The 12,252-nt window shown below is 62.8% G+C and carries 13 protein-coding genes and 2 pseudogenes; 8 read left to right on the forward strand and 7 right to left on the reverse strand.

The window, feature by feature from the left end; translation table 11 throughout:
• Nucleotides 1–64: 64 nt before the first annotated feature.
• Nucleotides 65–367 (reverse strand): hypothetical protein, encoded by a 303-nt coding sequence (locus OCW50_RS31710; protein WP_210805775.1) that lies wholly within the window; start codon nt 365–367, stop codon nt 65–67.
• 319 nt (nt 368–686) lie between these two features.
• Between OCW50_RS31710 and OCW50_RS31715 the strand changes: the two genes are divergently transcribed.
• Nucleotides 687–2,567 (forward strand): PHA/PHB synthase family protein, encoded by a 1,881-nt coding sequence (locus OCW50_RS31715; protein ID WP_210805777.1) that lies wholly within the window; start codon nt 687–689, stop codon nt 2,565–2,567.
• Nucleotides 2,568–2,593: 26 nt separating this feature from the next.
• Here OCW50_RS31715 and OCW50_RS31720 read toward each other — a convergent pair whose 3' ends face one another.
• From OCW50_RS31720 to OCW50_RS31735, 4 genes are all read right to left on the reverse strand, one after another.
• On the reverse strand, nt 2,594–3,667 hold the full coding sequence (locus OCW50_RS31720; protein ID WP_210805779.1) for an NAD(P)-dependent alcohol dehydrogenase: 1,074 nt from the start codon (nt 3,665–3,667) through the stop codon (nt 2,594–2,596).
• Nucleotides 3,668–3,737: 70 nt separating this feature from the next.
• On the reverse strand, nt 3,738–4,580 hold the full coding sequence (locus OCW50_RS31725; RefSeq protein WP_210805781.1) for a universal stress protein: 843 nt from the start codon (nt 4,578–4,580) through the stop codon (nt 3,738–3,740).
• A 124-nt stretch (nt 4,581–4,704) separates the two neighbouring features.
• Nucleotides 4,705–4,911 carry a hypothetical protein gene (locus OCW50_RS31730; RefSeq protein WP_210805783.1) on the reverse strand — a complete coding sequence of 69 codons (207 nt, stop codon included), beginning with the start codon at nt 4,909–4,911 and terminating at the stop codon, nt 4,705–4,707.
• A 60-nt stretch (nt 4,912–4,971) separates the two neighbouring features.
• Complete coding sequence (locus OCW50_RS31735; protein ID WP_210805785.1) at nt 4,972–5,235, reverse strand: hypothetical protein; 264 nt, start codon at nt 5,233–5,235, stop codon at nt 4,972–4,974.
• 185 nt (nt 5,236–5,420) lie between these two features.
• Between OCW50_RS31735 and OCW50_RS31740 the strand changes: the two genes are divergently transcribed.
• Together OCW50_RS31740 and OCW50_RS31745 are read left to right on the forward strand one after the other, a co-directional pair.
• Nucleotides 5,421–5,663 (forward strand): hypothetical protein, encoded by a 243-nt coding sequence (locus tag OCW50_RS31740; protein ID WP_262273282.1) that lies wholly within the window; start codon nt 5,421–5,423, stop codon nt 5,661–5,663.
• A 218-nt stretch (nt 5,664–5,881) separates the two neighbouring features.
• Nucleotides 5,882–6,106, forward strand: a pseudogene (locus tag OCW50_RS31745) (c-type cytochrome); the annotation flags it as partial.
• Nucleotides 6,107–6,175: 69 nt separating this feature from the next.
• Here OCW50_RS31745 and OCW50_RS31750 read toward each other — a convergent pair.
• The gene (locus tag OCW50_RS31750; protein WP_262273283.1) at nt 6,176–6,385 is read right to left on the reverse strand and encodes a cold-shock protein; all 210 of its coding nucleotides are present in this window, start codon (nt 6,383–6,385) and stop codon (nt 6,176–6,178) included.
• A 190-nt stretch (nt 6,386–6,575) separates the two neighbouring features.
• Nucleotides 6,576–7,789, reverse strand: a pseudogene (hmpA, locus tag OCW50_RS31755) (NO-inducible flavohemoprotein).
• 504 nt (nt 7,790–8,293) lie between these two features.
• On the opposite strand from hmpA, the gene OCW50_RS31760 reads away from it, so the two are divergent.
• The 5 genes from OCW50_RS31760 to OCW50_RS31785 form a co-directional block, all read left to right on the forward strand.
• Nucleotides 8,294–8,674: a response regulator transcription factor gene (locus tag OCW50_RS31760; RefSeq protein ID WP_210805791.1), complete on the forward strand. Its 381-nt coding sequence runs from the start codon at nt 8,294–8,296 to the stop codon at nt 8,672–8,674.
• A gap of 120 nt (nt 8,675–8,794) precedes the next feature.
• Nucleotides 8,795–9,481, forward strand: a complete 687-nt coding sequence (locus tag OCW50_RS31765; protein WP_210805794.1) for a helix-turn-helix domain-containing protein — start codon at nt 8,795–8,797, stop codon at nt 9,479–9,481.
• A 394-nt stretch (nt 9,482–9,875) separates the two neighbouring features.
• Nucleotides 9,876–10,145 carry a helix-turn-helix domain-containing protein gene (locus OCW50_RS31775; RefSeq protein ID WP_210805796.1) on the forward strand — a complete coding sequence of 90 codons (270 nt, stop codon included), beginning with the start codon at nt 9,876–9,878 and terminating at the stop codon, nt 10,143–10,145.
• 70 nt (nt 10,146–10,215) lie between these two features.
• Nucleotides 10,216–11,937, forward strand: coding sequence for a SulP family inorganic anion transporter (locus OCW50_RS31780; RefSeq protein WP_262300272.1), 1,722 nt, complete (start codon nt 10,216–10,218; stop codon nt 11,935–11,937).
• Between the two features lie 225 nt (nt 11,938–12,162).
• Nucleotides 12,163–12,252 (forward strand): transposase (locus OCW50_RS31785; RefSeq protein ID WP_262266493.1); only part of this gene is annotated, 90 nt, incomplete at its 3' end.

Consider the following 12,252-nt stretch of genomic DNA (forward strand, 5'->3'; position numbering starts at 1 on the left):
TTCCGACCCCATCATGCGGCGGTGTTTGCCGACCACGGAGAGAACCATGACCCGACAGGTGATATCAGCCGAAATGACGGAAAGGGCCGCTCAAAGGGCTTGACCAGGATCCCCGGAATAAGAGAACAATGCCACCTGCACCATAGGGGCGCGTGGCGATGAAGACGTCGGCGTAACGGGCCTGTTCCGCCACCTTAATCGACATGGTGCCGAAGGTCTCGTCGAAGCGGCGTATCTCGGTTGGCACCTGAAGTCCGGTGAGCCTCTCGGCCAGACGCTTTGACGTGGCATCGCCGTCCTTGCGGGCTTGTTCTTCCAACTCGGTCACGAACTGCACGACGGCGGCAGCGCCGCCATCGAACGGCATGGCAATGGACAGGTCAGGCAGAAGGTTGGTGAAGACGCCGATCAGGTGAGCCTGCCCGGCGGACGCAATGGCTTGGCCATATTAAAGACGGATCTCGTCCTCCGGGCTTCCATCCAGATGCACCATGATGTCCTTGATCATCGTCCTCTCCCTCTGCCGGCCCAGGCGAGAAGCGGGTTCGCCGAGCCATCAATCTCGACCATTATGTGGTCGAAATCAGGACCGATGCTTTGATCTAGCGCAACGCACTTGGCGAAAGCGGCTGTCATTGTACGACAATCCTCTGCCCTACCACGAGGGTGAGAGCACGGAGGCTGAAATGCCACTTCGCACTTCCACGACGCTTAAAGGTGGCCGAGCCTCCAACCGTACGACCCAGGTTGCCCCGCTGCACGCACAGCCAAGTAAGGCAGCCGCAGCTCACGTCTTGGTTCCCCCACCGGAGGGTTCAACGGATAGTTGGGATGACGCTCAGCTCCATCGCCTCCGGGATGTTCTTGACCATGCTGCCCATGCGAGCCTGGCACGCCTCACCGGCGGGCTGTCACCGGCAGCCGTTGCCGACGCCTACATGGATTGGGCCGTCCACCTGGCCATCTCGCCGGGTAAGCAGGTGGAACTCGCCACCAAGGCAGCCCGCAAATGGGCTCGACTGGCGCAGTTCGCCTCCCACTGCGCAGTGGGCGGAGGCAGATGCGAACCGTGCATCGAGCCGTTGCCCCAGGACAAACGCTTCACTGAGGCCGAGTGGCAGCAATGGCCGTTCAATCTCATGCAGCAAGGCTTCCTGCTCCAGCAGCAATGGTGGGACAACGCCACGACCGATGTAGACGGCGTCACCAAGCAGCATCAGGCCGTGGTCGAGTTCATTTCGCGCCAGATCCTCGACATGGCATCGCCGTCGAATTTTCTCCTGACCAACCCGGTCGTGCAGCGGCGCATCATAGGAACGGGAGGCCAGAACCTCGTGCAGGGCTTCCGCAACTTCCTGGACGATTGGGAGCGGATTGTCCGCTCCAAGCCCCCCGCTGGCGCGGAGCACTTCCAGCCAGGCCGCGATGTGGCCGTCACGCCGGGAAAGGTGATCTATCGCAACCGCCTCATTGAGCTGATCCAATATGAGCCGACAACCGAGCAGGTTCGGCCGGAGCCGATCCTGATCGTGCCGGCCTGGATCATGAAGTACTACATCCTGGATCTTTCCCCCGAGAACTCCCTCGTCCGTTATCTCACGGACCAGGGCTTCACGGTGTTCATCATCTCCTGGAAGAACCCGACCGCGGAGGATCGGGACCTGGGCATGGACGATTACCGCAAGCTCGGGATCATGGCCGCGTTGGATGCCGTGAACGCCATCAAGCCCGATCAGAAGGTTCACGCGGTCGGCTACTGCCTTGGCGGCACACTCCTCTCGATTGCTGCGGCCGCCATGGCCCGCGATGGGGACAAGCGCCTGGCGACCATGTCCCTGCTGGCGGCGCAGGCCGACTTCCGCGAAGCCGGAGAGCTCACGTTGTTCATCAACGAGAGCCAGGTCCACTTCCTGGAGGACCTCATGCGGAGCCAAGGCTATCTCGACACCCGGCAGATGGCAGGAGCCTTCCAGCTTCTGCGCTCAAACGACCTGATCTGGTCGAGGCTCGTCCGCCACTACCTCATGGGCGAGAGGACGCCCCTGAACGATCTTATGGCTTGGAACGCCGACGCCACCCGCATGCCGTACCGCATGCACACGGAGTACCTGAGGCAGCTCTTCCTCAACAACGATCTCGCCGAAGGACGCTTCCAGGTCGATAGCCGGCCCATCGCCGTCAGTGACATTCGGGCGCCGATCTTTGCGGTCGGCACCGAGCGCGATCACGTGGCGCCCTGGCGGTCGGCATTCAAAATCCATCTCCTGGCGGATACCGACGTCACCTTCCTTCTCACTAAGGGCGGGCACAATACCGGCATCGTTGCCGATCCAGGTCAGGCTAAAGGAAACTTCCAGGTTCTGACGAGATCCGCCAGCGGTCACTATCTGGATCCCGACACTTGGACCAGGGTTGCGCCCCGCTTCGAGGGCTCCTGGTGGCCGGAATGGGTGCGCTGGCTGGGCTCACATTCCGACGAGCATACCAATCCACCGGCCCTGGGTGCACCGGCGCAGGGTTACCCTGCCCTGTACGATGCACCCGGCACCTATGTGAAGCAGGCCTGATCGGCGGCCGTGACATCTCCCCGAGGCTATGGGGTGATCGCCACCTTCAGCACGCCGTCGCGCTGGTTGGCGAAGAGGTCATAGGCCTCCTCGATCTGATCGAGCTTGAAGCGGTGCGTCACCAGTGGCCGCGTGTCGACGCGTCCCGAGGCGATGGCTCCCATAAGCCGGCGCATGCGCTCCTTGCCGCCGGGGCAGAGCGTGGTCCGGATGGTATGATCGCCAAGGCCTGCCAGGAATGCGTCGAGCGGGATCTTGAGGTCACCCGAGTAGACGCCGAGCGATGAGAGGCTGCCGCCTGGACGGAGCACGCGCAACGCTGCCTCGAAGGTCTGTTGCCGCCCGAGCGCCTCAATCGAAATATCAACGCCGCGGCCATCAGTGAGGCGGCGGATCTCCTCGACCGGATCGGCCTTCGTGAAGTCAACGACGTGATCGGCGCCCATTCGGCGTGCCATCTCGATGCGCTCGGGCACGCTCTCGACCGCAATGATCGTCGTTGCCCCCATCAGGCGCGCGCCCGCGGTAGCGCACAGACCAATCGAACCTTGTGCGAAGACCGCCACCGTATCGCCAATGTGGATGTTGCCGCTCTCCGCGCCGGAAAAGCCGGTGGACATGATGTCGGGGCACATCAGCACCTGCTCGTCGGTGAGACCGTCCGGCACCAGAGCCAGGTTCGTCATGGCATCCGGCACCAGAAGGTACTCGGCCCGTGATCCATCGAGGGTGTTGCCGAAGCGCCAGCCGCCGAGCGGCTTCCAACCATGCTTGGTGCCGGCCGCATCCTGGGAGTGGCACCCGCACAGGCAAGCCTCGCTGTACCCGCTCGGAGTGATCGCGCCCGCGACGACCCGCTGGCCCTCGTGGTAGCCTTGCACCGCCGAGCCGAGCTTCTCGATGACGCCGACCGGCTCATGACCGATGGTGAGGCCTCGGGCCACCGGGTATTCGCCCTTGAGGATGTGGACGTCAGTGCCGCAAATCGTGGTGGTGGTGATGCGGACGAGCGCATCGTGGGGACCAACGTCCGGAATCGGCTTCTCGTCGAGCACGATGCGGCCGGGCTCGACGAAGACGGCAGCTTTCATCCTTGGCATGGCAACCTCCTCCTATGTGCTGTGTCGGTGCTTGGCCGCTCTCCTGACGTGGCCTGCCGTACCCCTGACGTCAGTAGGAGAGGAACAGCGCTACGGGGCATTGCTTCAGGAGGGACTGGGTCACGCCACCGAACATCAACTCGCGCAGCCGCGAATGGACGTATCCGCCCATGACGATCATGTCAGCACGGGTCAGGGTAGCGTGGTTACGCAGGGTCTCGGCCACGTCGCCGTTCAGGGCCGGCAGGGTCTGGACATTCACATTGAAGCCGTGGCGGGTCAGATGCGGCGCGATGTCGGCGCCGGTTACGGTCCTGGGCAGGTCCTTCTCGCCCATCACGGCGACCACTTCCACGGTCTCGGCCGCCCGCAGGAACGGCAGGGCGTCGGCCGCGGCACGGGCGGCGCGGCCGCTGCCGTCCCAGGCCAGGATAACACGCTGGGCGCGGAATACGGCCTGACCGGGCGGGACAACAAGCAGTGGACGGCCGCTGTCCATCAGCAGGGCATCGATCAGGCCCCGGTCGAGGGCGAGGGCTTCCGGCTCTGCGTCGACCACGGTGAGATCATGCAGACGGGCCTGCGCCCGGAAGACGGCGAGCAGTGCCGGATAGCTGAGATGCGGGGCTGCGGTGGACCACACAATTCCCGCCGCGCTGGCATCGCCTTGGGCACTGCGGGCCGCCGCCTCGGCAAGGGCGTGAAGGCGCTGGTTCTCCTCCTGGACAAGACCGGCCACGACCTTGCTGATCCCGGCACTCGACAGGTCCAGCTTGACGGAAGCGGCCTGGACAGTGGCGTGGGCGCCCGCCTGCTGCGCCAGCGAGAGGCCATAGCCCAAGGCGGCCGAGTTCTCGTCGGGACCGAACTCCTTCGTCAGGCCGATCAACACGCTCTTGATGTTCTCGATCATGTCATTCCTCCCTCTCGTATCCCTGGAGCGAGACCGTGGAAGAAGAAATCGCCCCGCGTAGGAACATCACCTCGATCTGCCGCAGAGGTTGAGAAAACAACCTGCGCCTGCGGCTTAGCTGCGGCTATGGCAGGGCATGAGCCGAAGCCGGCTTGATGTCCTTCGGCTGCACGATTTTCTCCCCACCCGCCATGTTCTTGATCAGGTAGGCCGGCAGACGCTCGGTCCCAGCCGGGACAATGTTGACGACGCAGTAGGTGCGTCCTTTCTCCCTGTCAGCGGCACCCTCGCTCAAACGGACAAGCTGACCGATGTGAAACGTGGATTGCATGGAACCCTCCTGAAGGCTTCGGTGGGATCAGCACCTGAGATCAACCACAAGGAAATCCTCTTAGGCTGCGAACGACTGGCCGCGTTGCTGCATCCAGAGCTGGTTCAACAGGTCGACATAGGGCTGACGCCTCTCACAGTGGGCGGCCCTGAGTTTTTCGCTGATGGACTGCTTGATTTCCTTGGCGCTGGCGCTCTTCTCGACTTTCTCCAGTTCGACCTGGTGCTCGAAATCGATGTGGCCTAGCGTCCGCGCGACCTCTTTCATCATCAGGTCAAGGCCGGGCGAGTACATCCGGTACTGATGGCTGGCGTGATTGGACATGTTTCCCTCCATGATTGTTCATCATTATGTGGAGCCACGTTGATCCAAGAACTTTACGGCATCTTAGGCCAGTATCGTTGATGCGGAGCAAAGAGAAACTCCGTATTTTTACGGAGACATGGCCCGCAGGGCAGCCCCGGCCACGCGGATATCCGAGGGAGCCGGTCCTGATCGGAGGGGAGCCTATGATCGATCAGCAATATGACGAGCTCACTCGGAGAATGCTGGATGACGCAGCGGGCCGGATCGAGAATGGCCCCGATAACGAGGACACCTTAATCTTCATTTCCAACGCGCTGTCTGACTGCACCACGGCGATCGATGCCCATGCTGAAGGCGTCGAGATGTCTGCGCAGACGTTTAAGTCCATGTGCAGAGTCCTTCATGCGATCCGCATCAGGATTGATGCCGCCGTAGCGCGCCCGTAGAAGCATTCATGCAGTTGGAGGCGATTCATCCGTGCGTCTAGTTAGTTCTCAGGCAACGTATGAGGTGTTTCCGAAGCTAAGCCGCGCGGGATGAGCCTGCTGATTTGCACCTTTTCAGTGGTACCTTCTGGGCATGACGTGGCCAGTGTTTGTGATGGGCCTCGCCCTTCTTGTGCCTGTTGTCTTGACCTTCGACCCGGCCGCAAGTCCAGGCTTAGGATGCCGATGCAGGCGAAAAAGTCTTTGCCGTTTGCAAGGCCTGCCACCAGGTCAGCGAGAACGCCAAGATGCGGTGGGTCCCACCTGAACGGCGTCACCGGACGGCGCTCGGGATCCGTGGACGGCTATAAGCACTCCCCGTCAACAAGAACTCCGGCCTGACCTGGGACGAGGCGACGTTCGCCGAGTACATCAAGGACCCCAAGGCCGAGGTGCCGGGCACACCGAAACGAAAAGCCGCCCCGTCAGGAGCGGCTTGAGGCTCAGCATGAGCTGACACCTTAACAGGCTGATCAAGCCGTCTGCAGGTTGGTCGCAGATTCTTTGCCGGTGCGGCGGTCAGCTTCCACCTCATAGGAGATCTTCTGGCCTTCCGCCAAGCCACGCATTCCGGCGCGCTCGAGCGCGGTAGCATGGACGAAAACATCCTTGCCGCCATTGTCCGGTTGAATGAAACCATAGCCTTTGGTTTCGTTGTACCACTTCACAGTTCCAGTCGCCATTGGATCTCCTTTTTGTTCCATCAGATGCGCTTTTGCCCGTTCATCGGGCCGTGAATGGCGGAGAGGTCAAGCATTCGGCCGGACGCGGATCCGTCCCAAATTTCGATCACCGACATGCTCCCTCCTCCCTTTCGTCAAGCCCAATACCTCTCGGCGGACCCGTCGGGCACTTGGGAGCCTCCCGTAATCGCTAGGCCGCGGCGAGGATCTCGTCGGCCGGCCCAAAGAACTCGTAGTGGATGCGGTTCGACCGGAATCCGGCCAAGGCCAACCCTCCCACGAACGCCCGCAGGAACGGCCGCGGGCCGCACAGGTAGAAGCCGGCCTCGTTCAGTGGCGTGTTGGCCCGCAACCAGTCCACCGTGATCAGGCCTTCATGATCGTAGTCGTCCCCGAGCCGATCCTCCGGCCGCGGCTCGACGTAGAAGGTTGTCGCGCGGCTGTTGGGATAGGCCTCGGCCAGGGAGAGACACGGTCCCTCATGGCATGGGTCGAGCCGTTCAGCGTGCCATGCACGTAATGCACAGCCTTGTTGGGATAGCGGGCCGCAATGGTCTCCAGCATACTTATCATCGGGGTTAGCCCGACGCCGCCGCTCAGGAGCACCACGGGGCGCGGCGACTCCTCGTTGAGGAAGAACTCGCCGGCGGGCGGCGCCACCTTGAGAACGGTCCCGATCTCGGTCTGCTCATGCAGTCAGGTGGAGGCGATGCCCTGCGGTTCCCGTTTGACAGAGATCCGGTAGGTCTCGCCGTTCGGCGCGCTGGAGATGCTGTAGTTGCGCTTGAGCGGGTGCTGGCCCGGCACTTCGATCCAGAAGGTCAGGTACTGACCGGGCTTATGGAGCAGGACAGGCCGGCCGTCCTCGGGCCGGAGCACGAAGGAGGTGATGACCTCGCTCTCGCGCTGCTTGCTCTCGATCCGGAAGTTGCGCCAGCCGTTCCAGCCGCCGGGCGCCGTGGAGAGACTGGTGTAGATGGCCTTCTCGCGTCCGATCAGCACGTGCGCCAGGAACCAGTACGCCTCGCCCCAGGCGGTGAGGATCTCGTCCGTGGCGGCATCCCCAAGAACGTCCTTGATCGCGCCGAGCAGCGCCTCGGCCACGTGAGGGTAGTGCTCGGGCAGGATGTTCAGGCCTACGTGCTTCTGGGCGATGCGCTCGACGGAGGGCGCCAACGCGCCCAGGTTGTCGATGTTCTGGGCGTAGGCCAGGATGGCGCTCGCCAGCGCCTTGGGCTGCGAGCCGGTCTCGCCGTGATGCGACTGGTTGAAGAGGTCGCGGATCTCCTCGTTCCGGAACATGCGCTCGTACATGCGCTTGGTGATCGCCAGCCCATGCTCCTGAAGCGCAGGCACCGTGGCCTTCACGAGATGGATGGTATTGTCACTCAATGTGTCCGTCACGGATGACCTCCTGGGATGCCGCATCAGGGGAAAGGGTGCCGACGGACCGGTTCGGCATGGGTGAGGCCCGCCGTAGGTTCTCAGGCGTTACGCCGTCGGGTCCGGTGCCGAAACCCAGGCTTTTTCCTTAAGGGATTGCCCTGACCACCTTCGGTCGCAGGCCAGACGGTGTCCCGGTCACTGCCGCCGCGACCGCGCGGTCGGTGTCTCGGCACGCTGAGCCTTCTCGGCGGCCGCCTGGACGTTTAGGCCCGCCAGAGCTTGGGCTGAAGGTCGTCTTCGGGATTCCGTTCTTCGGCAGCCGCACCCGCCCTGACGTGACGAGCATGCGGATGTGGGCCAACGCGCCGCGCAGGTGAGCTGCTGCGGGCTGGCATCGATCCAGGCAATCCGAGACAGGCGCCTTAAGGACAATTCCTGAATGGTTCGGCAGGGCGCTTGGGACATATCAATCCTGCACCCGCAGAGCGGGGGTTTGCCCAAGGATAATGCAGCAGGGCCACCATGCCAATCTTCCCAGGATCGATCATTCTCGTCATCGACGATGACGCCGCCGTTCGGCAGTCCCTTAAGTTCGCCCTTGAGCAGGAGGGGCTGGAGGTGCACCTCTACGACAGCGGCGAGCAGCTCCTGGCGGATCCCGCCCTGCCCCAAAGCGGGTGCTTGGTCGTGGACTATGCCATGCCGGAGGTGGACGGGATCACCCTGGTCGAGCGTCTGCGGCAACGACATGTTGGCCTGCCGGCCATCCTGATCACGGCTAAAGGCTCACCGGCGGTCCGGGAGCGCGCCCTGCGCTCCGGCTTCCAGCAGGTCTTGGAGAAGCCCCTCGAGGACAGTTCCCTGCTCGACGGCATCCACGGTGCTCTGGCGGCCGCCGCATAACCAGGCCCGCTGCGCCGGGGACGACCTCCGTAGAATCCCCTAGGGAGAGTATCTGAATTTTGCGGGATCAAGCGTGGGAGTATTGATCAACTCAGGTCAGACACCCAGAACGAGGGTTCCATGCACACCGCCCTTGCCGCCACCGCTTCGCTGCCCATCCAGGGCCCCGCCCTGCTTACGGGCGTTCCGTCGTTCCGCCCGGAGCGAGAAGCCGTCATTGTGGGCGCAATCCGTGCCTTCACGAAAGACGAGGAAATCTTCGCCGAAGGTGACAGGACAGTCTTTGTGTACAAGGTGGTGTCCGGTGCAGTGAGGACCTGCAAGCTCCTCAATGACGGGCGACGGCAGATTGCGTCTTTCCACCTGCCAGGCGATTTCTTTGGCATCGAGACCGGGGAGGAGCACCGCTTCACCGCCGAGGCGCTTGGGAACACGACCGTAATCAAGTATCGGCGCGGCAGCCTCGACACGTTACCAACCGGCGGTGAGGCCTTGTCCCGGCAGATCATAGCCGCGATGATGCGCGCGCTCGAACGAGCCCAAGCCCACATGCTATTACTTGGCCGCAAAAGCGCCGTGGAGAAAATCGCCGCTTTCCTGCTCGACCTGGCAGAGCGTGAGACTGACCACGGACACATCGATCTCCCAATGTCCCGAACCGACATCGCCGATTATCTCGGTCTGACGATTGAGACCGTGTCCCGCACCCTCACACAGCTGGAGCGCCAAGGCATCATCGCGATGCCGGCGCAGCGGCGATCGATCGTGTTGCGGAACACGGCTGCACTGCAGCACCTCGACAGTTGACCGCCGTCTCTGATGATCTGCACTCCACGTCATGATCGTCTGCTCCTGCAACGTTTTCTCAGATGGTGACGAAGACCTGCCTGTCGCATGGGCCCTTGTGCCCGCGCACGCTGGCCCAGGTCTACCGCTGCCTCGGCTGCAGTCCTCAATGCGGGCGATGTGCAACGACCATCCGCTCCATCCTGTCCAACCAGGCGTCCCTAGCGGCGCAGCAGCCCACGGCCCGCTGCGCGCAGAACTCCTGTGGCTCCCTGTGTGGCCCATCCCCGCGCCGCCCCGGGCGAAGACCGGCCGTGCTGCAGGTGCTTACCCATCACTCATCTGGATTGATTGCCACAACATCATCGTTCAGCGATCATGGCTGACATTTAATGCATGGAGGGAGTGTCATTCATTGATCACCGCCGCACAAATCCGTGCTGCCCGTGCTCTCCTTGGCATTGACCAACGCCAGCTCGCGGAGATGGCAGGGGTCTCGCTGCCAACCATCCAACGCATGGAAGCAAGCGCAGGTAATGTGCGAGGGGTGGTTGAGACGCTTACGAAGGTTGTCGAGGCGTTCGACCGGGCTGGGATAGAACTCATCGGCGAGAATTCGGTGAGCCGTGAAGGCGGACGAGGCGTGCGGTTCAAGCAAGTCAAGACCGCAAGCGGCTCCTCCTGACGCAAATGACCGCGACCGTTGCTTTGGAGCAATGATCCCTGCCGCTCCAGTGGCTAGAGGAGGCGCCGGTATGCCTGCACGGGCTGTTGACCTAACCTTTGCCGAACTGTTCACTCCGAAGCTCGTCACGGTCCTGCGGGAGCGATATCGATTAGCCGACCTCCGCGCTGATGCCGCGGCTGGTTTGACGGTCGCTATTGTAGCCCTGCCGCTCTCGATGGCGATCGCCATCGCCTCAGGGGTGAGCCCCGACCGGGGCCTTTACGCAGCTATTGTCGGAGGCTTCATCGTCTCGGCACTGGGAGGAAGCCGGTTTCAGATCGGCGGGCCGGCAGGGGCCTTTATCGTGCTGGTGGCGGCAACTGTCGAGCAGCACGGCGTCGATGGGCTCCTCCTTGCAACCATGCTCAGCGGCCTGATTCTGCTGGCGATCGGGTTCCTGCGGCTTGGAACCTTCATCAAGTTCATCCCCTATCCGGTGACCGTGGGCTTCACGGCCGGCATTGCCGTCATCATCTTTGCGAGCCAGCTCAAGGAACTGCTGGGGCTCCGGCTCGACAAGGAACCCGGGCCCTTCATTCCCAAGCTCCTGGCGCTCTGGGACGCCCTGCCGACCCTGAATGTCGCGGCCTTGGTAGTAGCTTTTCTGACCGTTGGCATCATTGTCATCGTCCGGCGCTTCCGTCCGCACTGGCCGGTGTTCGTCATTGCGGTGGCTGCAGCCGCCCTCGCGACCTGGATCCTGGGCTTGCCCGTCGAGACCATTGGAACCCGCTTCGGCGGCCTGCCCCAATCCTTGCCCGCGCCACATCTGCCCCCGATCTCCGCCGCGAGGATCGCCGAGCTTCTTCCCGCCGCCCTGTCATTTGCCCTGCTGGGCGGCATTGAGAGCCTCCTTTCGGCCGTGGTCGCAGACAGCATGACGGGCCGTCGCCACCGCTCGAACTGCGAACTGGTGGCGCAGGGCTTCGCGAACGTTGCCTCGGGGTTGTTTGGCGGCATCTGTGTCACGGGCACGATCGCCCGTACCGCCACAAACGTCCGCTCTGGGGCCCGTGGTCCGGTCGCAGGGATGCTGCACTCGGTGTTCTTGCTCCTGTTCATGCTGACTGCGGCGCCGCTCGCCTCCTTCATCCCGCTCTCGGCTCTGGCGGCTGTCCTCGCGACCGTTGCCTGGAACATGGCGGAAAAGCATGAGTTCGCGACGCTGCTGCGGGCCTCGAGGGGGGACGCCGTGGTACTGCTCGCCACGTTCCTGCTGGTGGTATTCCGCGATCTCACTGAAGGTATCCTCGTGGGCTTCGGCATTGGCGTGCTCGTGTTTCTGCAGCGGATGGCGGAGGCGGTCGAAGTCGAGCAATCTCCCCTCCTGCCGGAGGAGGATCGCCCCGACACCGTGAACGGCAACGGCCGTGAGCCGTACGATCCCACGCTCGCGACCGATCCGGACGTGGTGGTGTACCGGATCTCAGGCGCATTCTTCTTCGGCGCGGCCGCAACGGTGGCCGCGGCGCTTGATCGCATCGCAGAACATCCTAAGGCTTATGTCATCGATTTCTCGGCCGTTCCGGTGCTCGACAGCACGGCGGCTGCCACCATCGAGGGTTTCGTGCGCAAAGCACAACGGCACAACGCAGCCATCTATGTTGCTGGCGCCCGACCGCTGATCCGGCGGGTGCTACTCACCCATGGCATACGGCCACCGCGAGCCCGCTTCAAACGAACCGTGCCGGAGGCACTCGCGTCAGTTCATAACAAGTTTGAGGAGGACGAGCCTCCCGCAAAGTTCTGAAGGTAATCCATGACGAAAGGCATGGATGAAGGCCTGTTCGAGCCGACAAATAATTGTGCTGCCCAGTGCGCGACGGCAGATCTCAGATTTGGAAGCGATCGTTTTGCGTCGGAGCGTATGGCACTACCACCTGATTGACCGGCGCTGATGAAAGGGCACGACAGGCGAGTGGTCCTGACCCATCAAACTTTCCGGGCATTTTGATCCTTGAGGAGGGTCAGTGCCATGAAGAGATCGCGGTATACGGAAGAACAGATCGCCTTTGCCCTGCGCCAGGTGGAAAGCGGCACACCGGTGGCCGAGGTGATCCGCAAA

It is taken from the genome of Microvirga sesbaniae, assembly GCF_025460805.1.
Taxonomy (GTDB): Bacteria; Pseudomonadota; Alphaproteobacteria; order Rhizobiales; family Beijerinckiaceae; genus Microvirga; species Microvirga sesbaniae.

What these genes read in the sequence shown, in the direction of transcription:
- OCW50_RS31735 (WP_210805785.1), bottom strand. Translation starts at nt 5,235, where the DNA reads ATGTCCAATCACGCCAGCCATCAGTACCGGATGTACTCGCCCGGCCTT.
- OCW50_RS31780 (WP_262300272.1), top strand. Translation starts at nt 10,216, where the DNA reads ATGCCTGCACGGGCTGTTGACCTAACCTTTGCCGAACTGTTCACTCCG.
- OCW50_RS31710 (WP_210805775.1), bottom strand. Translation starts at nt 367, where the DNA reads ATGCCGTTCGATGGCGGCGCTGCCGCCGTCGTGCAGTTCGTGACCGAG.
- OCW50_RS31760 (WP_210805791.1), top strand. Translation starts at nt 8,294, where the DNA reads ATGCCAATCTTCCCAGGATCGATCATTCTCGTCATCGACGATGACGCC.
- OCW50_RS31750 (WP_262273283.1), bottom strand. Translation starts at nt 6,385, where the DNA reads ATGGCGACTGGAACTGTGAAGTGGTACAACGAAACCAAAGGCTATGGT.
- OCW50_RS31740 (WP_262273282.1), top strand. Translation starts at nt 5,421, where the DNA reads ATGATCGATCAGCAATATGACGAGCTCACTCGGAGAATGCTGGATGAC.
- OCW50_RS31715 (WP_210805777.1), top strand. Translation starts at nt 687, where the DNA reads ATGCCACTTCGCACTTCCACGACGCTTAAAGGTGGCCGAGCCTCCAAC.
- OCW50_RS31720 (WP_210805779.1), bottom strand. Translation starts at nt 3,667, where the DNA reads ATGCCAAGGATGAAAGCTGCCGTCTTCGTCGAGCCCGGCCGCATCGTG.
- OCW50_RS31725 (WP_210805781.1), bottom strand. Translation starts at nt 4,580, where the DNA reads ATGATCGAGAACATCAAGAGCGTGTTGATCGGCCTGACGAAGGAGTTC.
- OCW50_RS31765 (WP_210805794.1), top strand. Translation starts at nt 8,795, where the DNA reads ATGCACACCGCCCTTGCCGCCACCGCTTCGCTGCCCATCCAGGGCCCC.
- OCW50_RS31730 (WP_210805783.1), bottom strand. Translation starts at nt 4,911, where the DNA reads ATGCAATCCACGTTTCACATCGGTCAGCTTGTCCGTTTGAGCGAGGGT.